The sequence below is a fragment of the Rhodococcus sp. RCBS9 genome (assembly GCF_029457415.1).
GTDB lineage: Bacteria > Actinomycetota > Actinomycetes > Mycobacteriales > Mycobacteriaceae > Rhodococcus_F > Rhodococcus_F qingshengii.
The window spans coordinates 5,059,554-5,082,674 of the sequence record NZ_CP120422.1; the positions used below are offsets into that span (position 1 = coordinate 5,059,554).

22 protein-coding genes and 1 pseudogene are annotated in these 23,121 nt (G+C 63.2%); 14 read left to right on the top strand and 9 right to left on the bottom strand.

The window, feature by feature from the left end:
* Positions 1-18 precede the first annotated feature (18 nt).
* Positions 19-798 carry an META domain-containing protein gene (locus tag P0M12_RS23730; protein ID WP_054187783.1) on the bottom strand — a complete coding sequence of 260 codons (780 nt, stop codon included), beginning with the start codon at positions 796-798 and terminating at the stop codon, positions 19-21.
* A gap of 35 nt (positions 799-833) precedes the next feature.
* On the bottom strand, positions 834-1,433 hold the full coding sequence (locus P0M12_RS23735; RefSeq protein WP_003944690.1) for a TetR/AcrR family transcriptional regulator: 600 nt from the start codon (positions 1,431-1,433) through the stop codon (positions 834-836).
* A gap of 106 nt (positions 1,434-1,539) precedes the next feature.
* Between P0M12_RS23735 and P0M12_RS23740 the strand changes: the two genes are divergently transcribed.
* Positions 1,540-2,106: an NAD(P)H-dependent oxidoreductase gene (locus P0M12_RS23740; protein WP_030534957.1), complete on the top strand. Its 567-nt coding sequence runs from the start codon at positions 1,540-1,542 to the stop codon at positions 2,104-2,106.
* Between the two features lie 55 nt (positions 2,107-2,161).
* Here the strand turns inward: P0M12_RS23740 and P0M12_RS23745 are convergent, their stop codons facing one another.
* Positions 2,162-2,989, bottom strand: coding sequence for a siderophore-interacting protein (locus P0M12_RS23745; RefSeq protein ID WP_277376916.1), 828 nt, complete (start codon positions 2,987-2,989; stop codon positions 2,162-2,164).
* A 291-nt stretch (positions 2,990-3,280) separates the two neighbouring features.
* Here P0M12_RS23745 and nrdH point away from each other — a divergent pair, with 291 nt between their 5' ends.
* From nrdH to nrdE, 3 genes are all read left to right on the top strand, one after another.
* Positions 3,281-3,511, top strand: coding sequence for a glutaredoxin-like protein NrdH (nrdH, locus tag P0M12_RS23750; RefSeq protein ID WP_003944717.1), 231 nt, complete (start codon positions 3,281-3,283; stop codon positions 3,509-3,511).
* Positions 3,512-3,593: 82 nt separating this feature from the next.
* A complete protein-coding gene (gene nrdI / locus P0M12_RS23755) occupies positions 3,594-4,073 on the top strand; it encodes a class Ib ribonucleoside-diphosphate reductase assembly flavoprotein NrdI (protein WP_003944767.1) in 480 nt (159 codons plus the stop codon).
* 59 nt (positions 4,074-4,132) lie between these two features.
* Entirely contained in the window at positions 4,133-6,214 is a 2,082-nt protein-coding gene (gene nrdE / locus P0M12_RS23760) for a class 1b ribonucleoside-diphosphate reductase subunit alpha (protein WP_233272402.1), read from the top strand.
* A 61-nt stretch (positions 6,215-6,275) separates the two neighbouring features.
* Here nrdE and P0M12_RS23765 read toward each other — a convergent pair whose 3' ends face one another.
* Together P0M12_RS23765 and P0M12_RS23770 are read right to left on the bottom strand one after the other, a co-directional pair.
* Positions 6,276-6,488: a hypothetical protein gene (locus P0M12_RS23765; protein WP_003944723.1), complete on the bottom strand. Its 213-nt coding sequence runs from the start codon at positions 6,486-6,488 to the stop codon at positions 6,276-6,278.
* A gap of 12 nt (positions 6,489-6,500) precedes the next feature.
* On the bottom strand, positions 6,501-7,418 hold the full coding sequence (locus tag P0M12_RS23770) for an SPFH domain-containing protein (protein ID WP_003944699.1): 918 nt from the start codon (positions 7,416-7,418) through the stop codon (positions 6,501-6,503).
* Positions 7,419-7,588: 170 nt separating this feature from the next.
* Here P0M12_RS23770 and nrdF point away from each other — a divergent pair, with 170 nt between their 5' ends.
* The gene (gene nrdF, locus P0M12_RS23775) at positions 7,589-8,554 is read left to right on the top strand and encodes a class 1b ribonucleoside-diphosphate reductase subunit beta (protein WP_003944744.1); all 966 of its coding nucleotides are present in this window, start codon (positions 7,589-7,591) and stop codon (positions 8,552-8,554) included.
* 73 nt (positions 8,555-8,627) lie between these two features.
* Here nrdF and P0M12_RS23780 read toward each other — a convergent pair whose 3' ends face one another.
* The 3 genes from P0M12_RS23780 to P0M12_RS23790 all read right to left on the bottom strand — a co-directional run bounded on the left by P0M12_RS23780 (position 8,628) and on the right by P0M12_RS23790 (position 11,307).
* Positions 8,628-9,101, bottom strand: a complete 474-nt coding sequence (locus P0M12_RS23780) for an NUDIX domain-containing protein (RefSeq protein WP_073512987.1) — start codon at positions 9,099-9,101, stop codon at positions 8,628-8,630.
* Between the two features lie 66 nt (positions 9,102-9,167).
* Positions 9,168-10,262 carry an iron-siderophore ABC transporter substrate-binding protein gene (locus P0M12_RS23785; RefSeq protein ID WP_162114284.1) on the bottom strand — a complete coding sequence of 365 codons (1,095 nt, stop codon included), beginning with the start codon at positions 10,260-10,262 and terminating at the stop codon, positions 9,168-9,170.
* Positions 10,263-10,311: 49 nt separating this feature from the next.
* Positions 10,312-11,307 carry an iron-siderophore ABC transporter substrate-binding protein gene (locus P0M12_RS23790; RefSeq protein ID WP_030534954.1) on the bottom strand — a complete coding sequence of 332 codons (996 nt, stop codon included), beginning with the start codon at positions 11,305-11,307 and terminating at the stop codon, positions 10,312-10,314.
* A 350-nt stretch (positions 11,308-11,657) separates the two neighbouring features.
* Here P0M12_RS23790 and ctaD point away from each other — a divergent pair, with 350 nt between their 5' ends.
* The 4 genes from ctaD to P0M12_RS23810 all read left to right on the top strand — a co-directional run bounded on the left by ctaD (position 11,658) and on the right by P0M12_RS23810 (position 16,399).
* A complete protein-coding gene (gene ctaD, locus P0M12_RS23795; protein ID WP_020907234.1) occupies positions 11,658-13,448 on the top strand; it encodes a cytochrome c oxidase subunit I in 1,791 nt (596 codons plus the stop codon).
* Between the two features lie 116 nt (positions 13,449-13,564).
* Positions 13,565-14,785, top strand: a complete 1,221-nt coding sequence (serB, locus tag P0M12_RS23800) for a phosphoserine phosphatase SerB (RefSeq protein WP_003944761.1) — start codon at positions 13,565-13,567, stop codon at positions 14,783-14,785.
* Positions 14,782-15,567, top strand: coding sequence for a peptidyl-tRNA hydrolase (locus P0M12_RS23805; RefSeq protein WP_063836273.1), 786 nt, complete (start codon positions 14,782-14,784; stop codon positions 15,565-15,567). The genes serB and P0M12_RS23805 overlap by 4 nt, the downstream gene beginning before the upstream one ends.
* Before the next feature lie 37 nt (positions 15,568-15,604).
* Complete coding sequence (locus P0M12_RS23810; RefSeq protein WP_257899094.1) at positions 15,605-16,399, top strand: membrane protein; 795 nt, start codon at positions 15,605-15,607, stop codon at positions 16,397-16,399.
* Here the strand turns inward: P0M12_RS23810 and glgX are convergent.
* Positions 16,312-18,354 (bottom strand): annotated as a pseudogene (gene glgX / locus P0M12_RS23815) (glycogen debranching protein GlgX); the annotation flags it as partial. The gene P0M12_RS23810 and the pseudogene glgX sit on opposite strands and share 88 nt — an antisense overlap.
* Positions 18,355-18,405: 51 nt before the next feature.
* Here glgX and P0M12_RS23820 point away from each other — a divergent pair.
* Genes P0M12_RS23820 through P0M12_RS23840 form a run of 5 tightly spaced genes read left to right on the top strand, consistent with a single transcriptional unit; the run spans position 18,406 to position 23,121 of the window.
* Positions 18,406-19,227 carry an ABC transporter ATP-binding protein gene (locus tag P0M12_RS23820; protein WP_003944728.1) on the top strand — a complete coding sequence of 274 codons (822 nt, stop codon included), beginning with the start codon at positions 18,406-18,408 and terminating at the stop codon, positions 19,225-19,227.
* A gap of 56 nt (positions 19,228-19,283) precedes the next feature.
* Positions 19,284-20,102, top strand: coding sequence for an NUDIX domain-containing protein (locus P0M12_RS23825; protein ID WP_003944751.1), 819 nt, complete (start codon positions 19,284-19,286; stop codon positions 20,100-20,102).
* Positions 20,103-20,112: 10 nt separating this feature from the next.
* Positions 20,113-20,892 carry an enoyl-CoA hydratase-related protein gene (locus tag P0M12_RS23830; RefSeq protein WP_003944701.1) on the top strand — a complete coding sequence of 260 codons (780 nt, stop codon included), beginning with the start codon at positions 20,113-20,115 and terminating at the stop codon, positions 20,890-20,892.
* Positions 20,893-20,945: 53 nt separating this feature from the next.
* Complete coding sequence (locus tag P0M12_RS23835) at positions 20,946-21,962, top strand: class I SAM-dependent methyltransferase (protein ID WP_003944733.1); 1,017 nt, start codon at positions 20,946-20,948, stop codon at positions 21,960-21,962.
* 1 nt (position 21,963) lies between these two features.
* Positions 21,964-23,121 (top strand): class I SAM-dependent methyltransferase, encoded by a 1,158-nt coding sequence (locus P0M12_RS23840; protein WP_125050662.1) that lies wholly within the window; start codon positions 21,964-21,966, stop codon positions 23,119-23,121.

A 23,121-nucleotide genomic window follows, 5' to 3' on the forward strand; every position in this document is an offset into this window, starting at 1 on the left:
CGAACCTGCAGCGTCTGGTCAAGCCTGCGCAGTCAGTATCAATCCGGTGTCGTCGGGCTTGCGCAGGGTCAGCGTGTCGGCGTCGACGGTGTAGCTCACTTCGCCGTCGAGCACCGCCAGGATCTGGCGCTCGATGTCCATGTTCTCCTCGGGGCAAGCCATACGCGTGGTTGCCATCGGCGTGAACGTGACTGTGGTGTCGGACGTCTGGGCGCTTCCGGTCATGCGATTGCATCCGGTGCTCCCGCTGACCGAACCGTCTGCGGCAATCGTCAGTTCGGGAGCTGACGTCTCCAGAGCCAGGCTCGTACTGATCGCATCGGGACTGATGAGGGACGTGACAGTCCACGTCGTGCCCTGCAGCGGTCGATCCGGCGTGACGATTTTCTTGTCCTGCAGGGTGACTGTGGCGTCCTTCGATGTCAGGACGAGGGTGTCGCCGTCGAGGCTCCACGCCGGCGCAGCGGTCAGCAATGTTGTTGTCCAGGAGTCGGATTCGGCGATGCCGGGAGGGCAGCCCATCATGGTCGACGCCATGGTGCCGGTGGTCAGCTTGCCGTCGGTGAACTCGACCGAACCGTTTGCCGTGTTGCATCCGGCGCTCGCGGACACTCGACCGGCCTGGCTGAAGTCGAGAGTCAGCGGGCCGCCGCCGGGAATTTGTGTTCCATCCACGGAGGTCGAGATGAACACACGACCGGAGGGATCCGTCTTGTCTTCGGGGGAGTCGGACGAAGCGGAGCAACCGCTTACCGCGGCGATGGTCAGGAGGCCGATGACGGCTGCAGCGATGCGCATGGGCTCACATTAAGTGGTGGGACGGATCGGGGGAGTCAACATCGAGTAACGCGCCGGGCAAGGTCTTCCCAGCCGGCCGCCAGGCGCTCGGTGGTCATCCCGAGATCGCGCACCTGATGAAGGACGAGCGACGCTTCGAGTGGTGCCAACAGTGCTGAAGCGAGCAGATCGAGGTCGCCCTCGACGCCGGCTCCTCGAAGAAGCCCGATGACGTGAGCGATGCCGAGCGCCCGGGCCGGACCGCCGAAGCGGTATTCAGGAGCGTTTTCCGCCGCTCGGAGGACTTCGCCCTGTACTTCCACCATGGCAATCCGGGCTCGTCCGAACGCGATGAGGCGCTCGATCGGCGGCGCGCCCGGACCCAACGGTGGGGGGCCGAACATGAATGCCTGCTGCAGTTCTCGCTCGGTGTGATCGAGCAGTGCCTGCATCAGTCCCGATCGATTGCCGAAGCGCCGAAAAACTGTGCCCTTGCCCACACCTGCCCGGCACGCGACAGCGTCCATCGTCACCGCGTCGACACCTCGCTCGGCAACGAGGAGGGCTGCGGCGTCGAGCAGAAGTACGCGGTTACGTGCTGCGTCACCGCGCTCGACCGGCGCGGCGCCGATCTGGGGGAGGGGGATTGCGCTCACGGGATCAGGTTACAGGGCCGGGGAATGTAAGTGGACCGCGGTCCGTTTAGTTGATATAACTTTCAACCGGAGCCACCAACCGCACCACTCTCGAAGGAAACTCGCTATGTCACAGACCAATGTTCTCGTTCTCGTCGGCAGCCTGCGCGCCGGATCCGTCAACCGCCAACTTGCCGAGACGGCTGTGTCCGCCGCACCCGAGGGTGCCACGCTGACGGTCTTCGAAGGCCTCGCCGACGTCCCCTTCTACAACGAAGACATCGACGTCGAGGGTGCTTCCATCCCCGCTGTCGACGCACTGCGCTCCGCTGCGAGCGACGCGGACGCGTTCCTGCTCGTCACCCCCGAGTACAACGGCACCATTCCCGCAGTTCTGAAGAACGCCATCGACTGGATCTCGCGTCCGTACGGTGTCGGTGCAGTCAAGGACAAGGCTGTCGCAGTCATCAGCGCTTCGCCCAGCGGCAACGGCGCCAAGTGGGCACACGAAGACACCACCAAGGCGGTCCGTATCGCCGGCGGCAAGGTCGTCGAGGACACTGCACTGAGCATCGGTGGAACCGGCGCACTGTTCGGTGAGCTGCACCCGCGTGAGAACGCAGAGGTGCTCGCTCAGGTCTCCAAGGTCGTCTCCGACCTCGTCGACGCCGGCAAGCAGCTCGTCAACGCGTAATCCGTTTCACGAATGAGGGCCATGCCGGAAGGTGTGGTCCTCACTCGTATGCGCGCTAGAGCCCTTCGCGTTCCATCGCGTCGTCGACCGCGTCGCGAACCGACTCGAAATCCTTGCCGGCCATCATCGCTTCGCCCATCGCAGCATCGATACGGTCGGCGACGGCGGCGTACCGACGCTCCCAGTTCTCCTTGTCCTCCCGCCAGTAACCCATCACGTGCATGCGGTTTGCCGGGATTTCCCATGTTCGACGCAGGTGGGTGCGGATGCGTCTGGCGGCCGCGGCCTCGACTGCACACCAGATGTAGCCCTCGCCGGGGGGCAGGGCAGCGTCGGCCAATTCGGCGAGCAGCGAGTCCGATTCCTCGATCCATCGGTAGTGAGCGTCGGCGCGCGTCGTGAACGTCTGCCGTTCACTCGGCGCGGGTACCTGCGCGATGACGTGGATCGGTAGACCGTCGGGTGCTTCTTCGAGAATTCGCCCGATCGCGGGCAGAGCGGCGTGATCGGCGACCATCAGCAGCCAGTCGCAACCTGCCGGCGGCGTGAACCACCCGCTCGCCGTCGAGAGGTGAACGGTCTCGCCCGGTTGCGCAGTCGCGGCCCAGAGTGCCGCGCCGCCGTGGCCGTGGAGAACGAAGTCGATCTCCAGTTCGTTCTTCGACGGCTGCCAGCGCCGGACCGTGTAACTACGGGCGTGAGGGGGATCGAGGGGGAATCTGACGAGCACCCGTTCGTCGGGGCTCCCGCTCGTCTCGAAGTCGCTCAGGCCCTCCCCACCGAAGGTGATTCTGCGCATCAACGGTGTCACCTGCTGTGTTCTCGTCACGGTTGCCTCGTGGCGTGGAGCCTCGTCCTTCGGGGGTGTTTCCACGACGCTCATGGTAGGTCCGTGGCGCGGCTCCCAGGGGCTGGCGAGCACAAAAAGAAACTGTGACGCGCGACACGCCGACGCGCCGGGAAATGAAGGCGCTGAACTGGGGCGACCTGGGAATTCCAACGATGTGACTCACAACATCTCGCGTTATGTGTTTCTGTCGGCCACTAGGTGTAGTGTCTTGAGCACTGAGAGACCACAACGCGGAACGCCTCGAGCGAGACTCCGGCAATCGGTCGTATCGGTGCTGAACATCACTACATCGGCCTTTGTTGGCTAAGCGAAAGAGGGACTCTCATGAGCATCACCGTCTACACCAAGCCCGCTTGCGTTCAGTGCAATGCCACCTACCGCGCCCTGGACAAGGCCGGTCTCGAATACAACGTCATCGACATCACCGAGGATGCCGAAGCCCGCGACTACGTCATGGCTCTCGGGTACCTCCAGGCACCCATCGTGGTTGCCGGTGAAGATCACTGGTCGGGCTTCCGTCCCGATCGCATCAAGACCCTGACCGTCGCTGCTTGAAGCGCCGCAGTGTCGGCGGTGGACACCTCCGCCGACACATCTGAGTAGTTCCGGGCACCGTACAAGAAAATGGTGACAACCGATGACTTCGCTGGTCTATTTTTCCAGCGTGTCGGAGAACACCCACCGATTCGTTCAACGTCTCGGCCTGCCTGCGACACGTATACCTATCCATGACCGTGACGGCTCATTTCGTGTAGACGAGCCCTATGTGCTGATTCTGCCCACCTATGGTGGCGGGGTCACCGTGACAGGGCGCGACACCAGTTATGTACCGAAGCCGGTCATTCGTTTTTTGAACAATCCACACAACAGGTCGTTGATCAGAGCAGTGATCGCGGCGGGAAACACCAATTTCGGTGAGTCCTTTTGCTATGCAGGAAACATCATTTCCCAGAAATGCCACGTTCCTTTTCTGTACCGGTTCGAACTCATGGGCACTGCCGAGGACGTCGACCGGGTACGAGAAGGCTTGGGGGAGTTCTGGAATCATCTCGAAACAGAGAAGGAGCACGGGCAGTGGCGCCAACCATCACTGACACGATCGCGGCAGGAAGCGTAGAGCGTGATGCGCGCGGCGGCGATTCCACCAACGGTCTCGACTACCACGCACTCAACGCCATGCTCAACCTGTACGGCGCCAACGGTGAGATCCAGTTCGACATGGATGTCGCTGCAGCCCGTCAGTACTTCTTGCAGCACGTCAACCAGAACACCGTGTTCTTCCACAACCTCGACGAGAAGCTGGACTACCTCGTCGAGGAAAACTATTACGAGCCCGAGGTTCTCGATCAGTACTCACGTACTTTCGTGAAGTTCCTGATCGATCACGCGTACGCCAAGAAGTTCCGCTTCCCGACGTTCCTGGGTGCATTCAAGTACTACACCTCCTACACGCTCAAGACCTTCGACGGTAAGCGCTACCTCGAGCGTTTCGAAGATCGTGTCTGCATGGTTGCGCTCACCCTGGCCGCAGGCAACGAAGACCTGGCCGTCGAACTCGTCGACGAGATCATCGCCGGACGCTTCCAGCCCGCCACCCCGACGTTCCTGAACTCGGGCAAGAAGCAGCGCGGTGAGCCCGTGTCCTGCTTCCTGCTTCGTATCGAAGACAACATGGAGTCCATCGGTCGCTCCATCAACTCGGCACTGCAGCTGTCCAAGCGCGGTGGCGGAGTTGCCTTGCTGCTCACCAACGTTCGTGAGCACGGCGCCCCGATCAAGAAGATCGAGAACCAGAGTTCGGGTGTCATCCCGATCATGAAGCTTCTCGAGGACTCGTTCTCCTACGCCAACCAGTTGGGTGCGCGTCAGGGTGCCGGTGCTGTGTACCTGCATGCGCACCACCCCGACATCTACCGGTTCCTCGACACCAAGCGTGAGAACGCCGACGAGAAAATCCGTATCAAGACGCTCTCACTCGGCGTCGTGATCCCGGACATCACGTTCGAGCTGGCGAAGAAGAACGAGGACATGTACTTGTTCTCGCCGTACGACGTCGAGCGCATCTACGGAGTTCCGTTCTCCGACATCAACGTCTCCGAGAAGTACTACGAGATGGTCGACGACAAGCGAATTCGCAAGTCCAAGATCAAAGCTCGCGAGTTCTTCCAGACCGTCGCCGAATTGCAGTTCGAATCGGGCTACCCCTACATCATGTTCGAGGACACGGTGAACCGGGCAAACCCGATCGAAGGCAAGATCACGCACTCGAACCTGTGCTCGGAGATCCTGCAGGTTTCGACGCCTTCACTGTTCAACGACGACCTGTCCTACTCGAAGGTCGGCAAGGACATCTCCTGCAACCTGGGTTCTCTGAACATCGCGAAGACCATGGACTCGCCCGACTTCGCCAAGACCATCGAAGTGTCGATCCGCGGATTGACGGCGGTGTCCGACCAGACGCACATCTACTCGGTGCCGTCGATCGAGCAGGGCAACAACGACTCTCACGCCATCGGCCTCGGTCAGATGAACCTGCACGGATACCTCGCTCGTGAGCGGATCTTCTACGGCAGCGAAGAAGGCATCGACTTCACGAACATCTACTTCTACACTGTGCTGTTCCACGCACTGCGTGCGTCGAACAAGATCGCCATCGAGCGCGGCTCGTACTTCAAGGGCTTCCCGGAGTCGAAGTACGCCTCGGGTGAATTCTTCGACAAGTACACCGACCAGGCCTGGGAGCCTGCAACCGACAAGGTTCGCGGACTCTTCGCCGATGCGAAGCTGCACATCCCCACCCAGGACGACTGGCGTGAGCTGAAGGCTTCGGTTCAGAAGCACGGTATCTACAACCAGAACCTTCAGGCCGTCCCGCCGACCGGCTCGATCTCGTACATCAACTACTCCACCAGCTCCATCCACCCGGTGGCGTCGAAGATCGAGATCCGCAAGGAAGGCAAGATCGGCCGCGTCTACTACCCGGCGCCCTACCTGACCAACGACAACCTGGAGTACTACCAGGATGCCTACGAAATCGGGTACGAGAAGATCGTCGACACCTATGCTGCCGCAACGCAACACGTCGACCAGGGCCTGTCGCTGACGCTGTTCTTCAAGGACACCGCAACCACCCGCGACATCAACAAGGCGCAGATCTACGCGTGGCGTAAGGGCATCAAGACGCTGTACTACATCCGTCTGCGTCAGATGGCACTCGAAGGCACCGAGGTCGAGGGCTGCGTTTCCTGCATGCTGTAGAGGGCTCCGCCCCCGTGCGCCTCTTCGGTAGTGGTTACTACCAAAAAGGCGCACAGGGGTATCAGGCCGGCGGGCGGCCGGGACCGTGCATCTTGCCGGCGTTCTTCGGCATTCGACCGTGCTCGGTGAGTGCGCGCCGAAGGAGAAACTCGATCTGGGCGTTGGTACTTCGGAGATCGTCGGCGGCCCAGCGGGCGAGGGCGTCGTGTACCGCTGGGTCCAACCGAAGAAGGATCTTCTTACGCTCGGATCGCGGAGCTGGATCCGTGGCCATGTGGCCTTTCCTTTACTGGTAGAGCGAACCGGTGTTGAGCACCGGTTGTGCGTCGCGGTCGCCGCACAGCACGACCAGAAGGTTGCTGATCATCGTCGCCTTGCGTTCCTCGTCGAGTTCGACGACGTGCTTTTCCTCGAGCTGCTTGAGAGCCATGTCGACCATGGACACCGCACCTTCGACGATTTGCTTGCGGGCGGCGATCACTGCACCCGCTTGCTGGCGCCGAAGCATCGCGCTGGCGATCTCCGGTGCATACGAGAGCCTGTTGATGCGTGTCTCGATAACTTCGACACCCGCCGCACGCACGCGGGCGTGAACCTCCTCCGACAAGGTGGTGGTGATGATATCGGCGTTCTCGCGCAACGAGACTCGGCCTTCGGCGTCGTACGGGTAGCTACCGGCGATATGGCGGACGGCCGCCTCGGTCTGTACGGAGACGAACTCCTCGTAATCGTCCACCTGGAACGAGGCGAGCGCTGTGTCGGCCACCTGCCAGACGACCACCGCCGAGATCTCGATGGGATTGCCGTCGGCGTCGTTCACTTTCGCCTGACCGGTCTCATGGTTTCGGATGCGCGTCGAGATCGATCGACGGACCGTCAGCGGGTTTGTCCATCGCAGTCCCGGCGTGCGCAAGGTGCCGCTGTACGAGCTTCCGAGAAGTTGCAGAACTCGGGCTTGATTAGGTTGCACCAAGGTCAGGCCCATCAGGAGGGGGAGTGACGCGATGAACAGCACCACTCCGACCGGAATCAGGGCGAAGAGTCCCAGAACTCCGCCAACGACGGACAGCGCGATTCCGGCCAGGAAGAGAAGGACGCCGCCGAGGAGCATCCAGCTGCCGGACAGGTCCCAGCCTGGGCGTTCGGCGATCGTTGTGGTGGCGACACCGGTCGGTTTCTCGGCCACGGTGGGTGTGCTGGTCATGCGAGACTCGCTTTCCATCGGTAAGTGATATTTAATTGATATCACATTTTTTGTACTCGTGGAGGGGCGCGTGCGACACATGTTGTTGTGTTGGCATCGCGGACCCGACACAACGGGTAGTGTTCAGGCAAGCCAACATTCGGCAGTATCTCTCTCGCTAGGTAGGAATTATGGTCAAGCTGGTCAGTCGCGTTTCCGCCATCAACTGGAATCGCGTCCAGGACGAGAAGGACGCCGAGGTATGGGATCGCCTCGTCAGCAACTTCTGGCTGCCCGAAAAGGTGCCGGTCTCCAACGACATCCCGTCCTGGGGAACGCTGACCGCGCAGGAGCAGCAGCTCACCATGCGCGTCTTCACGGGCCTGACGCTGCTCGACACCATCCAGGGAACGGTCGGCGCCGTCAGCCTCATCCCGGACGCGATCACTCCCCACGAAGAAGCGGTGTACACCAACATCGCCTTCATGGAATCGGTGCACGCGAAGAGTTACAGCTCGATCTTCTCGACGCTGTGCTCCACCCCGGACATCGACGACGCGTTCCGCTGGTCGGAGGAGAACCCCAACCTGCAGCGCAAGGCGCAGATCGTTCTCGACTACTACAACGGCGAGTCGCCGCTCAAGCGCAAGGTCGCATCGACGCTCCTCGAGAGCTTCCTCTTCTACTCCGGCTTCTACCTGCCGATGTACTGGTCCTCGCGAGCCAAGCTCACCAACACTGCAGACCTCATCCGCCTCATCATCCGCGACGAGGCCGTGCACGGGTACTACATCGGCTACAAGTACCAGAAGGGCCTCGAACAGCTCACCGAGGCCGAGCGTGAAGAGCTCAAGAACTACACGTTCGAGTTGCTCTTCGAGCTCTACGAGAACGAGGTCGACTACACCCAGGACCTCTACGACGGCGTCGGTCTGACCGAGGATGTCAAGAAGTTCCTGCGCTACAACGCCAACAAGGCGCTCAACAATCTCGGCTACGAAGGCCTCTTCCCGAAGGACGAGACGGACGTCAATCCGGCTATCCTGTCGGCACTTTCACCGAATGCGGACGAGAATCACGACTTCTTCTCCGGCTCGGGTAGCTCCTACGTCATCGGCAAAGCCGTCAACACCGAAGACGACGACTGGGATTTCTAGAGAGCGACCTACACGCCGAAGCCCGACTCCTGCACGCGCGGGAATCGGGCTTCGGCCGTGTATTGGGAGCGGACTAGCGCTGAAACCACGCTTCCGGCTTGTCCAGCAACGCTTTTGCGAGGCGCAGACGCGAGGTTTCCGTCATGTCCGAAGGCAGTGCGCTCGGCGCGAACCACGCGACCTCGAGGTTTTCGTCGTCCGCCACGTGTGCATCTCCGCCGGTCCACCTGGCCAGGAAGCAGACGTCGAGGTACTGAGTCACGTCACCATTGGGGTACGTAATGGGTTCTGTGACATCGACACTCGTGATCCGAATCAATTCGGCGTCGACGCCGGTTTCTTCCTTCGCCTCCCGCACCGCCGCCGCCGACGGTTCCTCTCCGGGCTCGAGAACGCCGGACACGACGGCCCACTGACCGTTGTCGGCGCGGCGGGTGAGCAGGACCCGGCCGTCGTCGTCGCGGATCACGACGCTCACGCCGGACAGCCAGAGCGGCGCATGACCGACCTTCTCGCGCAAAGCGACAATGAATTCCGGGATCGGCATGATCAGAACCCGACCGTCACAGTTGTGGCGAGCCGCCTCGAATGTGGGAGTAGTGGTTCGTTCCGGTCAGCTCGCATATCCGTTCAAGGTTCCCTTCAAGTCCGCCAATACGGCACGGGCGGCAGTCATCCCGTTTCCGTTCCAGATTTCGTCTTCAGCGACGAACACACGCCGGTCGGTGGCGGCGGCGAGGTCCTGCCACTGGTCGCTCTTCATGATCTCGGTGCCGTAGGTACGGCCGTTCGGCCCGTCGAAGAGGACGTAGATCAAGTCCCCTTCGGCGGCGCTGAGATCGTCGGCCGGAATCGGTGCCGTGGTCGCATCGGTCAATCGCTGCGCCGGTGGGCGCCGGACGCCGACGTCGCTGAGGATCTGTCCGGCGAAGGATGCAGGGCCCTCGATCTGCAGGTCCTTCGAACCGAACCGAACCACTGATGCCTGCGTCTGCGATGCATTCAATGCGTCGCCGAGCTGCACGACGTCCTGCTGGTAGCGGTCGAGCTCCGTCGCAGCCGCGGACGAACGGCCCAGTGCCTGGCCGGCGAGGGCGAACTGCGCTTTCCAGTACACGGGATCCGAGCCCGCGAACACGGTGGGGGCGATGGCGTCGAGTTGCCCGTACAAGCCGTCGGACGCCGGACTGGACCCGAGGATCAAGTCCGGCGCGGCGGCCTTCACGGCGTTGACGTCAGGTGCGCTCACGGGGCCGACACTCGGAATCTCCGAGATGCCGAAACCCAGGTACGACGGTTGAGGTGAGTCGACACCGGTCGCGGCGCCCACTACCCGCTCCCACAGGCCGAGGGCGCACACGGCGTCCATCGAGACGCTGTCGAGGACCACGATCCGTTGGGGATCGGAAGGAACCTCGGTTTCACCCGCAGTGTGTACGACTCGACGCTTCACCCCGGGGCCCGCTCCCGGGTCGGCTTGCGTCGGCGTCGGGCACGCGGTGGCGGTGTCGCGTTCGATGCCCATCACGCCGGCACCGGCGATCGACGTAGTGGTCCGGACGATGGTGCTCGCGGGATCGTCCGACGAGTCGGACGAGCAACCACCGAGGACGAGCATCGTGGCGGCGATCCCCAGGATCGAGACACGACGAACGGACGTGCGGGCGGTCGTGCGTGAGAGAACAGACGTGCGTGAGAGAACAGACAAGTCGACGGCTTCCTGTGTGAGCGGGCGCCGTTCAGGTTAGCTGTTCGACTCAGCTGTTCTGCTTGTCCACCTCGAACGTGTCCGAGAGGTCGTCGAGGATCATGTGCGCGCCCTGGATGCTGACCGGCGACATCCACCGTGAATCGTCCACGTCCACCTTGCGCCCCCGAAGGGTCTGCCACAGCGGGCTCTCGAGGAACGGCTTCGCAGCTTCGGCGCTCTTGCCCTCGGCGTCCTGCCAGGTGCTGATGAAGATGACGTCCGCGTCGGCTTCGTTGATCAGCTCGGGGCTGATCTTCATCATGATGTTGCCGGCATCGGCGGGGTCAGGTCCCTGGTTGTCCGGGCGCTTCAGCCCGGCATCCTGAAGAACGATGCCGCTGAACGAGGTAGTGCGGTAGAGGCGTGCGGTCGGTTCACCGGCGAACCGGACTACCGAGATGACCGGGTTGTTCGCCTTCTCGTTGATTTCCTTGCCGACGGCAGCCGCGCGAGTTTCGTACTCCGAGATTTTCGCCTCGGCCAGCGATTCCTTGCCCAGCGCTTGACCGACTACACGGATGTTGTCCTTCCACGTCGGACCGGTTGTCTGGGTGAAGACGGTGGGCGCGATTGCGGAGAGCTGCTCGTAGTTCTTCCCGTCGCGGACCTCGGCGGAGATGATGAGGTCCGGCTGCAGTGCGGCGATCTTCTCGAGGCTTGCGCTGCTGACCGTGCCGACCGAGACGGCGTCCGGGGCGAATTCCTCCCGGGAGGATCCGAGGTAGTCGGGCAGACCGGGCTCGCGGTAGTCGACGTAGCCGACGAGCGGGGATTCGAGGAGAAGGACGGCGTCGGTGAAGCTGTTGTCGAGCGCGACGATCCGCTGGGGTGCGGCCGGGATTTCGGTGCTTCCGCGGAAGTGCTCGACGGTACGGGGAAATGCGCCCGACTCGGTCGAGATGGTGGTTGCAGCGGGCTCGTCGTTACTCGAGCACGCTGGAACGACCAAGGCGATCGAAGCTGCGACCGCTACCAGCGCGGCCCGGCGGGGAAAGAATTTCACTGATTGGCTCCTGAGATGAGTTAGGCGAGGGTGACCTTATCAGTGGAGAGGTTGGCCGAAAACGGACACCGACCGAATTCTTCGACGCGCACGACACGCCGATTCGGAAGTGGGTTCGGACTCCCGGGGGAACATAAACCGCAGGTCGTTCGTTCGGTGCCGTGAAAAACGGATGCTCGAGTACGACGCAGAGTAGGACCGGGTCGCGGTGCCTCGGAGTCACGGTCTACGATTCGATGAGCGCAAGCCAGAAGCCGTTGTCCGCAGCCCGGGCGACGGACCCTGCGGGCGCAACCAAGGGCTCTTTGACGGAGTCTGCGGAGCGACCAAAGGCACATTCAGGAGGATCAGTGACTGCCGTAGCGCCCCAGCCAGTCCCCACGATAGCGCCGGCCAGGCCTTACCCGCCGCGGCAGGGACCCAAGGGCTCATTCATTTTCAAGATGATCACGACCACCGATCCCAAGGTGCTCGGAATCATGTACTTGGCGACTTCCATCGCCTTCTTCCTCATCGGTGGCCTCATGGCACTGATGATGCGTGCCGAACTTGCTGTACCCGGCATGCAGTTCCTTTCCAACGAACAGTTCAACCAGCTGTTCACCATGCACGGCACGATCATGCTGCTGCTGTACGCGACCCCGATCGTCTTCGGCTTCGCGAACTACATTCTTCCGCTCCAGATCGGTGCACCCGACGTCGCGTTCCCGCGCCTGAACGCGTTCAGCTACTGGCTGTACCTGTTCGGTGCGATCATCACGACGGCCGGATTCGTCACGCCCGGTGGCGCAGCAGACTTCGGTTGGACGGCATACACGCCGCTGACCAGCGCGCTGCACAGCCCCGGCGTCGGCGCCGACCTGTGGGTCCTGGGTCTGGCCGTCGCCGGCCTCGGCACCATCCTCGGTGGCGTCAACATGGTCACCACCGTGATCTGCCTGCGCGCACCCGGTATGACCATGTTCCGCATGCCGATCTTCACCTGGAACATCTTCATCACCAGCATCCTGATCCTGCTGGCGTTCCCGCTGCTGACCGCTGCATTCATGGGCTTGTTCGTCGACCGCCATCTCGGTGGGCACATCTTCGACCCGGCAACGGGCGGTGTGCTCCTGTGGCAGCACCTGTTCTGGTTCTTCGGTCACCCCGAGGTGTACATCATCGCGCTGCCGTTCTTCGGCATCGTCTCGGAGATCTTCCCGGTCTTCAGCCGTAAGCCGATCTTCGGCTACAGCGGCCTGGTGTACGCAACGTTGGCCATCGCCGCTCTGTCGATCGCGGTGTGGGCCCACCACATGTACGCAACCGGCGCTGTTCTCCTGCCGTACTTCTCGTTCATGACGTTCCTGATCGCCGTGCCGACAGGTGTGAAGATCTTCAACTGGATCGGCACGATGTGGAAGGGACAGTTGACCTTCGAATCGCCGATGCTGTTCTCGATCGGCTTCCTGATCACCTTCCTCTTCGGTGGTCTGTCGGGTGTCATCCTCGCGAGCCCGCCGCTCGACTTCCACGTCACGGACAGCTACTTCGTCGTCGCCCACTTCCACTACGTGGTCTTCGGCACGGTCGTGTTCGCCACGTACGCCGGTATCTACTTCTGGTTCCCGAAGATGACCGGTCGCATGATGGACGAGCGCCTCGGCAAGTGGCACTTCTGGACCACGTTCGTCGGTTTCCACGGCACGTTCCTCGTTCAGCACTGGCTCGGTGCCGAAGGTATGCCGCGTCGTTACGCCGACTACCTGCCCTCGGACGGGTTCACGGTTCTGAACTCGGTGTCCACGATCTTTGCCTTCGTACTCGGTGCCTCGACGCTTCCGTTCATCTGGAACGTCTTCAAGAGCTACCGCTACGGCGAGGTGGTCACCGTCGACGATCCGTGGGGTTACGGAAACTCGCTGGAGTGGGCAACCACCTGCCCGCCGCCGCGTCACAACTTCACCGAGTTGCCGCGCATCCGTAGCGAGCGTCCGGCGTTCGAGCTGCACTACCCGCACATGGTGGAGCGGATGCGCGCGGAAGCGCACGTCGGCCCCGGCCACGGCGGGAAGAACGCCAGCACCGTGCTCGAAGATGCTCGTCACGAGCCGCTCACGGTCGGGGACGAAGGCGACCCCGGAACCGACAGCCGCTCCTGAGCGAAGTAACACACTGAAGTAATCAGCGAAGGCCCCGCCCGAGTAACGGGTGGGGCCTTTCGCTTGGCACAATAGTGACGATCAAGACGCGAACGAAGAAACGATCGGAGTTTTCGGTGGGTGCCTCTGACACCACTGTTCTGGTGACTGTGACCGGGCCGGACCGCCCTGGCGTCACCTCGGTACTGTTCGCGGCGCTGTCGCGGCACGATGTGCGTCTACTCGACGTGGAGCAGGTGGTGATTCGAGGTCGACTGACACTCGGTGTCATGGTTGCCTGCCCGAACGATCCCGAAGCGCTTCAGGAAGAACTCGAACAGGCGATGGCGACGGTCGGAATGAACGTCGACATCGAAATCGGTGCCGATCCCGGACGGCCCGCGGTGTCCACCCACGCGGTCGTTGTTCTCGGTAGCCCGGTCAATGCTCGCGCAATGCGATCGGTGGCACGCGAACTCGCGAAGCAGGGCGCAAACATCGATTCCATCCGTGGTGTCGCCGACTATCCGGTCACCGGCCTCGAACTCAGCGTCAGCGCGGCCGATACGGCCGACGGCGACGCGAAGCTGCGCACCGGACTCGCCGAGGTCGCCGCTCTCGAAAACGTCGACATCGCGGTCGAGCGCGCAGGTCTCGCTCGCCGGGCCAAGCGTCTGATCGTGTTCGACGTGGACTCGACGCTCGTCCAGGGCGAGGTCATCGAGATGCTCGCCGCGAAGGCCGGCGTCGAGGACGAGGTCCGCGCCGTCACCGAAGCTGCGATGCGCGGCGAGATCGACTTCACCGAATCACTGCACCAGCGTGTGGCGACACTCGCCGGTCTCGACGCCTCCGTCATCGACGAGGTGGCAGAGAGCATCGAACTGACGCCGGGTGCGCGAACCACGATTCGCACCTTGCGCCGTCTCGGATTCCACTGCGGCGTGGTGTCGGGTGGCTTCCGTCAGGTCATCGAAGGCCTCGCACACGAACTCGAACTGGACTTCGTGCACGCCAACACCCTCGAAATCGTCGACGGCAAGCTGACCGGACGTGTGATCGGTGAAATCGTCGACCGCGCCGCGAAGGCCGTTGCGCTGCGCAAGTTCGCCGATCAGGTCGGTGTGCCGATGGAACAGACCGTCGCCGTCGGTGACGGTGCCAACGACATCGACATGCTCAACGCCGCGGGCCTGGGCGTGGCGTTCAACGCCAAGCCTGCGTTGCGGGAGGTCGCGGACGCTGCTTTGTCGCATCCCTTCCTCGATGCTGTGCTGTTCATTCTCGGTGTGACCCGCGACGAGGTCGAGGCTGCGGACGCCGTCGACGGTGGCGTGCGACGCGTACCGATTCCATGAGTTCCGATCCAGCATTCAGTTCCGATCCAGCTGTGATGTCCGGCCCCGATTCGCGCTGGCGCGAGCGCCACGCGGTGCTGGCTGCTGGGTACGGAGGGCGAGACGATCCCGCGGATCCGGCACTGGTGTTGGCGATGCCGATCGTTCTGCACATTCCGAAGGCAGACCCGCCCAAGCGCACCGCACTGCTCGAGGCTGCGGCAACGGCGGCTGTGGCTCTGTGTCTGGACGAACGCGTCGGGTTCACCGAAGACGGGGAACCCGGCCCCTGGCACGAGGACTATTCGGCGTGGGTGGGTGCCCGGATTCGGAAGGTGTCTCGTCGAGCGCGAGGAGCACAGTGGCTCGCCGCGCAGGAGGTACCGGGAATCACCGTCGATGTGGATGGCGCGCAGGCGCGGGCTCTGGTTCCCGGGCCGGTCGGAGAACTGGACCCGCGAATCAAGAAGTTGCAGATCGGTGGGACCGATCTCGAGCACGACGAGCCTGGCCCGCCGGAGCCTGGTCTTCCGGTGCTGTGGATCGACTCGGCGCTCGAGATGACGGTTGGCAAGGCGTCGGCACAGGTCGGGCATGCCTCGATGTTGTTGGCGGCGGCCATGTCCGAGAAACAGTGCTGGGCCTGGGCGCAGAACGACTTTCGCTGCTCGGTGCGCGACGCGAGCCCGGAACAGTGGGCCGAAGCAGTAGTTCGGCTGAAGAAGTCGGAGGCCGTCGCGGTTCGTGACGCTGGTTTCACGGAAGTGGCACCAGGCTCCATGACAGTCATCGCGGTTCCGTAGAGACATAACCGACCAGTCCAGTATCGGCAACTTGGCTATGGATGAACAGTCCAGTGGCCTTCAAGATGGTCGAGTGTTGATACGGAGATTCGCCTCGCTGTTCGTCGGTCTGTGGTTGTACGGCTTCTCGATGGCCATGATGATCACGGCCGGTCTTGGTTTGGATCCTTGGGACGTGTTTCATCAGGGTGTGGCCGAGCACGTTTCGCTCAGTTTCGGCGTGATCACTGCGATTACCGGTGCGGTGGTACTGCTGCTCTGGATTCCGATCCGCCAGCGGCCAGGATTCGGAACGGTCGCCAATGTCGTTGTAATTGCCATCTCGGTGGATACCTCACTGGCCTTCTTGCCCGTCTTTGATTCCATGCCAGTTCGAGCCGTGATCATGGTCGCGGGAATCCTCCTCAACGGACTGGCCAGCGTTCTCTACATCGGCGCGGGCATGGGGCCGGGCCCCCGCGACGGGTTGATGACAGGACTGGTGGCGCGCACCGGCTTGTCGGTCAGGCTCGTGCGTACCAGCATCGAAATCGCGGTCCTCGCTACCGGATGGCTCCTCGGTGGAACGGTTGGCATCGGAACCGTGTTGTACGCCTTCGGGATCGGACCGACCATTCAATTCCTGATCAAGGTGCTGCCGGATTCCATGACAGCAGCGGTGACCGGAGGACGTGTCACGGAACGTAAGGCCAAGACCGTGGGGCCGGTCAATGAGATCTCCGTGCCGACGGGAACTTCGGCCGTGGAAGCGGGTTCGCCGGTCGGTGACGTCGAATCGAACGATGCAGTCAATGTGCCGTCGAACCATTCCGGAGTGCCGACGGTGACCTGAACCGGTCCACCGGAATGCAGGATCAGGAGCCAACTGTCGTCACCGAGCGGGCGCCCGGTCCGAGTGTGAGACCGAACGTCGGCTCCGTCGATCCAGGCCTGCAGCGTTCGGTGACTCTCGTCGTACCATGCGGTGTCGTCGAACTCGACGCCGGCAGCGTCGAACCAGACGAGGTCCGGGTGCTCCAGTCTTCTTCTGCCTTCGAAGAATTCGGGCTGACGCAACGCCGGTGCTGCTCGGCGTAATCCGAACGCTCGGGAGACGAACTGCACCAACGACTGATCGGCCGCCGTCCAGTCCAGGGCCCACGAATCGGCTGGGGAGGCAAGTGTGGGAACACAATACGCGTTGTTGTTTCCGCCGAGACTGTGGCCGAACTCGTCTCCGGCGGTGAGCATCGGTGTGCCTGTCGACAGCACGAGCGTGGCCAGTAGCGCCCGTACATGACGTGCCCTGGCGTCCTGAATCTCGGGATCGGTGCTCGGGCCTTCGATTCCGTGGTTGAACGAATCGTTGTGATCGGCGCCGTCACGATTGTCTTCACCGTTGGCTTCGTTGTGCTTGTGGTTGTACGCGACCAGATCGGCGGCGGTGAACCCGTCGTGCGCTGTGACGAAGTTGATCGACGCCCAGGGGCGACTGCCGCTGCCGGCAAAGATGTCCTCGGAACCGGCGAGGCGCGACGCGACCTTCCGGACGCTGGAGCCGCCGTTCCAGAACTGGCGAATGGTGCTGCGGTACTTGTCGTTCCATTCCGACCATTGGAGTCCGAAGTTTCCGACCTGGTAACCGTCGGCAGTGGCATCCCACGGTTCGGCGATGAGCTTGCACCGGGTCAGTACCGGATCGGAGGAGATGGCCGACAAGATGGACGCCCGCTGGTCGAAGCCGCCGCCGCGCGGCCTACCCAACGCGCTCGCGAGATCGAATCGGAAGCCGTCGACACCCATTTCGGTGGCCCAGTAGCGGAGGCTGTCGGTGATCATGCGGACGGCGATGGGGGAGCAGGCGTCGACCGTGTTGCCGCACCCGGTCAGGTCGATGTCGCGGCCGTCGCCGTCGAGAAGGTAGTAGCCGGGGCCGTCCAAACCTCGCCAGCTGACGCTGACTCCGTCGACACTCTGCTCGCAGGTGTGGTTGTAGACGACGTCGAGGACGACCTCGATGCCTGCCGCGTGTAGTGCGTCGACCATGATCCGGAACTCGGTGACTTCGCCGCCCGGAGTTGCCGCGTATCCGGGATGCGGGGCGAAGTACGACGCCGTCGAGTATCCCCAGTGGTTGCGCATCCCTCGCTCGCGGACGCTCTGTTCGGTCAGAAACGCCTGTACGGGAAGCAGTTCCACGGCAGTGACGCCGAGTGAGACGAGGTGATCGATCACGGCCGGTGCCGTCAGGCCGAGGTACGTTCCGCGGTGGGCGGCGGGTACTCCTGGATGACTGGCGGTGTACGCGCCCACATGCAGTTCGTAGATGACGCTTTCCTCCCACGGCGTCTCGAGGCGGGCTCCGGCGGGCGCGAGGCCGGGAGTCACCACGGACAGCGGCACGTGGCCGAGCGAGTCGACCGTCGACGGGTCGCCGAAGGGATCGTCGGCGTACGACAGGAGGGCACGGTGATCACCGAGATCCCCCTCGATGCGGCGCGCCCACGGATCGACGAGCAGCTTGTGTGGATTAAGTCTCAGCCCGGCGCGCGGATTCCACGGGCCGGACGCCCGAATTCCGTAACGCTGCCCCGCACCGATCCCGGAGATGATTCCATGCCAGATTCCGTACGTGTGTTGCCGAAGTTCGACGCGATCTTCGTTTCCGTCCTGGTCGATCAGGCAGATGTGGACGCTCGACGCGGCCGGGGCGTGGACCGCGAACTGGGTTCCGGAGTCCACGATGTTGGCGCCGAGTGGGAACGGAGACCCGGGCGTCGGGGTGTGAGTTTCGATGAGAGGCGACACGCAAGATGATCCTGCCGTGAACGGCCGGAGAATGTGCGGGAAGATGTTCGGGTGCCGCTACCTGATCCAGATCTGCTCATCGATTTCGACAACGTACTCATCCGTCGGGGAGGGTCCACTCTCGTGGGGCCCGTCACCTGGAAAGTGGAGCTGGACGAGCGATGGGTGGTGCTCGGACCCAATGGTGCCGGCAAGACCTCGCTGCTGCGCATCGCGGCCGGTGAGACTTTCCCGACCAGTGGTTCTGCCCACCTCCTTGGCGAAGTTCTCGGCAAGGTCGACGTCAACGAGTTGCGCCCGCGAATCGGTTTGTCCTCGTCGTCGTTGGCGAACCGCGTGCCCGGCGACGAGAAGGTCAGCGACCTCGTCGTGTCGGCGGGCTACGCCGTTCTCGGTCGGTGGCGCGAGGAGTACGAATCCATGGACACCTCGCGCGCTGTGGAGATGCTCGAAAGCCTCGGCGCCGAGCACCTGGCGGATCGGACGTACGGGACGCTTTCCGAAGGCGAGCGCAAGCGCGTCCTCATCGCGCGAGCCTTGATGACCGATCCCGAACTTCTTCTCCTGGACGAGCCCGCCGCCGGGCTCGATCTCGGTGGACGTGAGGAACTTGTGGCCAGACTCGCCGAACTGGCTGCCGATCCGGACGCCCCGGCTACCGTTCTGATCACCCATCACGTCGAGGAAATCCCGCCGGGATTCACCCACGCACTCCTTCTCAAGGAAGGGGAGGTCGTCTCTCAGGGCCTTCTGGACGACGTCATCACCGCCGAAAATCTGAGCGCGGCATTCAGCCAGTCCATCAGCCTCGACAAGGCGGACGGCCGATACTTCGCGCGCCGCGCGAGGCCGTCCGGAGCTCATCGCGCGTGAGCTTCAGCGGGACCTGAAATGCGGCCCAGATCACAGATCGCGTAGGTTCGCGAAGCATGGCTAACGAGAATGCAAACGCTGTCCCCGAGCCCAAGGATGCGTCGACCGTCATCTTGGTGCGCGATGCCGAATCCGGTATCGAGATCTTCCTGCTTCAACGAGTACAGGGGATGGCGTTTGCCGGGGGCATGACGGTATTCCCCGGCGGGGGCGTCGACAAGTCCGATGCGACGGCCGAGGTCGAGTGGGCCGGACCGTCGGTCGAGTGGTGGGCCGAGCGGTTCAGCACGGATGTTGCTCGGGCGAAGGCTCTCGTCTTGGCTGCGGTGCGGGAAACTTTCGAGGAGTGCGGTGTCCTGCTGGCCGGCCCCACGGCTGACACGGTCGTCGCGGACACGGCCGGCTATGCACAGGACCGCGTTGCTCTCGAAAAGCACGAGCTGTCGTTCAGCGATTTCCTGAAGAAGGAGAACCTGGTCCTGCGCACGGATCTGCTGCGGCCGTGGGCGAACTGGATCACGCCGGTGGGCGAGACCCGCCGCTACGACACGCGCTTCTTCGTCGCAGCGTCACCGACCGGACAGATCGCGGACGGGGTCACCTCCGAGGCCGCCGAGGTGCGTTGGCAGAGCCCGCAGGACGCGCTCGCGCATTGGCGGGAGGGTGGCAGCATCCTGTTGCCGCCGACGTGGAGTCAGCTGACCGAATTGGCCAAGTTCAGTTCGGTGGCGGAGATACTCGCAGCCGAGCCGGAGATTCCCGTCATCCTGCCTACGTTGATCACCGACGAGGAAACGCTGCGCGTCGAGTTCCCGAACCAGGACGGTTACTACGTCGCCGGGCCGCATCCGTGGTCGGTCAAGGCGGCAAAGTAACCTCTCGACCATGGCTGAATTTGTGACTCTCGAGGTTTCCGAAGGCATCGGCACCATCCGTCTGGCGCGTCCGCCCATGAACGCTCTGAACCGTCAGGTTCAGGACGAGTTGGCTGCTGCCGCACACGCTGCGACCGTCGACAAGGCAGTCAAGGCCGTCATCGTCTACGGCGGCGAGAAAGTCTTCGCAGCCGGTGCCGACGTCAAGGAGATGGCCGAGATGGATTACGGCCAGATCCGTGACGCCATCGGTGGCATGCAGGCCGGACTCGGCGCCGTGGCGTCCATCCCGAAGCCGACCGTTGCCGCGATCACCGGATACGCACTCGGTGGTGGACTCGAAGTTGCACTCTCGGCCGATCGCCGGATCGTCGGAGACAACGCCAAGCTCGGAGTTCCGGAGATTCTGCTCGGAATCATTCCCGGTGGCGGCGGAACGCAGCGCCTGGCTCGTCTGATCGGTCCGGCCAAGGCCAAGGATCTGGTCTTCACCGGCCGTTTCGTCGGGGCTGACGAGGCGTTGGCCATCGGTTTGGTCGACGAGGTCGTCGCTCCCGACGACGTGTACACCGCGGCCCGGACATGGGCCTCGCAGTTCGTCGGGGGAGCGTCACGTGCGTTGGCTGCTGCCAAGGCAGCCATCGACGAGGGTCTGAACACCGACCTGGAATCCGGGCTCAAGATCGAGCAGCATCTGTTCGCCGGATTGTTCGCGACCAAGGATCAGGCGATCGGCATGGAGTCGTTCATCGCCAACGGTCCGGGCAAGGCCGAGTTCACGGGCGAGTAGGCTCCCCTAAACTAGAACTTGTTCATCTCTTACCAGCGAGTAGGATAGCCGCCATGACAGCCAGCCCGAATGACGACGCAACCGTCACGCCGCCCGCCGCTACCGACACCTCGGTAGTCGACCCCGCGCCGCGGCCGCACGCCACGGCCGAAGAGGTCGAGGCCGCTCGTAAGGACACCAAGCTCGCCCAGGTGCTCTACCACGACTGGGAAGCCGAAACCTACGACGACAAGTGGTCCATCTCGTACGACGAGCGCTGCATCGACTACGCACGTGGTCGTTTCGACGCCGTCGCGGGCGATCAGCCGCTCCCGTACGAGCGCGCGCTCGAACTCGGTTGCGGCACCGGATTCTTCCTCCTGAACCTGATGCAGGGTGGAGTCGCCAAGACCGGTTCGGTCACCGACCTCTCGCCCGGCATGGTCAAGGTCGCACTGCGCAATGCCGAAAGCCTCGGCCTTCCGGTCGACGGCCGTGTTGCCGATGCCGAGACCATTCCGTACGAGGACAACACCTTCGACCTGGTGGTCGGCCACGCCGTGCTGCACCACATTCCGGACGTCGAGAAGTCGCTGCGTGAGGTCCTTCGTGTCCTCAAACCCGGCGGACGTTTCGTCTTCGCCGGTGAGCCCACCACTGTCGGCAACTTCTACGCTCGCTGGCTCGGCCGCGCGACGTGGGAAGCAACCACACGCGTGACCAAGCTGCCGTTCCTCGCAGACTGGCGTCGTCCGCAAGAGGAACTCGACGAGTCTTCTCGTGCAGCAGCTCTCGAAGCTGTCGTCGACATCCACACGTTCGACCCCACGGACCTCGAGAACATGGCGAAGTCCGCCGGCGCCGATCAGGTCCACGCTGCCACCGAGGAATTCGCCGCGGCGCTGCTCGGCTGGCCGGTCCGTACCTTCGAGGCGGCTGTTCCGCCGGAGAAGCTCGGTTGGGGCTGGGGGCGTTTCGCTTTCGGTGGTTGGAAGACGCTCAGCTGGGTCGACGAGAAGGTGCTCCGCCACGTCGTTCCTCGCGGATTCTTCTACAACGTCATGATCACCGGCGTGAAGCCCGGCAACTGAATTGGGTTATGACTTCACCCTCGGCGACGTCGACTATCTCGGAAGTGATTCCGGCGTAGCTGCCTTGGCCGAGGTGGATCAGCTCGAACTGTCCACGCGTACGCGTCTGGCCGACATCGGCCGGGCGCGTACGCGTTTCGGTGATCACATGCCTGCGCTCGTGGACACCGTCCTGCTTCGACGAAAGGCCGCTACGAAACTGCCCGGCAGTGATCAGTGGTTGTTCACGGACGACGCGATGCAACAAGCCACTCCCGGCGTTGTCGCGGCCCACCGCGCGCAGCGTCTGATCGGGCGCGACGTCCACGACGTGACGTGCTCCATCGGCGCCGAACTGCATGCCTTGACCGGAGTTGCGCATCGCGTGATCGGCAGCGACATCGATTCCGTTCGCCTGGCGATGGCACAGCGCAATGTGCCGAGCGCAGCGTTGCTGCGGGCCGACGCGCTCCGCCCGACGACACGCGACACCGTCGTACTGGCAGACCCCGCACGGCGATCGGGCGGTCGCCGCACTCACGATCCGGCAGCGTTGATGCCACCTCTACCGGACCTCATAGAGGCGTACTCCGGCCGTGATCTCGCGGTGAAGTGTGCTCCCGGACTCGATTTCGACAATCTGGGCTGGGACGGGGAAGTCGAGGTCGTCTCACTCGACGGCGGCGTCAAGGAAGCCTGCCTGTGGTCGACGGGGCTGGCCGAGTCCGGCGTCACGCGTCGAGCTTCGGTGCTTCGCTCCGACGGGAGCGGGTGGGCGATCACCGACGCCGAGGACGACGTGATTCCGGAGCAAGCGCCGGGGGAGTGGATCATCGACCCGGACGGAGCGGTAGTGCGCGCGGGCCTCGTGCGCCACTACGCGGCCAGACACGGCCTCTGGCAGCTCGATCCACGCATCGCTTATCTGACCGGTGACAGCGTCCCTGAGGGAGTTCGCGGATTCCGGATCCTCGAGCAGATCAAGTACTCCGAGAAACTGCTCAAACAGACACTGTCCAAGCGGAACTGCGGTGTGGCTGAAATCCTGGTGCGAGGAGTCGACGTGGACCCGGCAGTGCTGCGTCCACGGCTCAAGCTCAAGGGCTCGCGTGCACTGAGCGTCGTGATCGTACGGATCGGACGATCGGCGTCGGCCTTCATCTGTGAGGCGTCCCGCTAG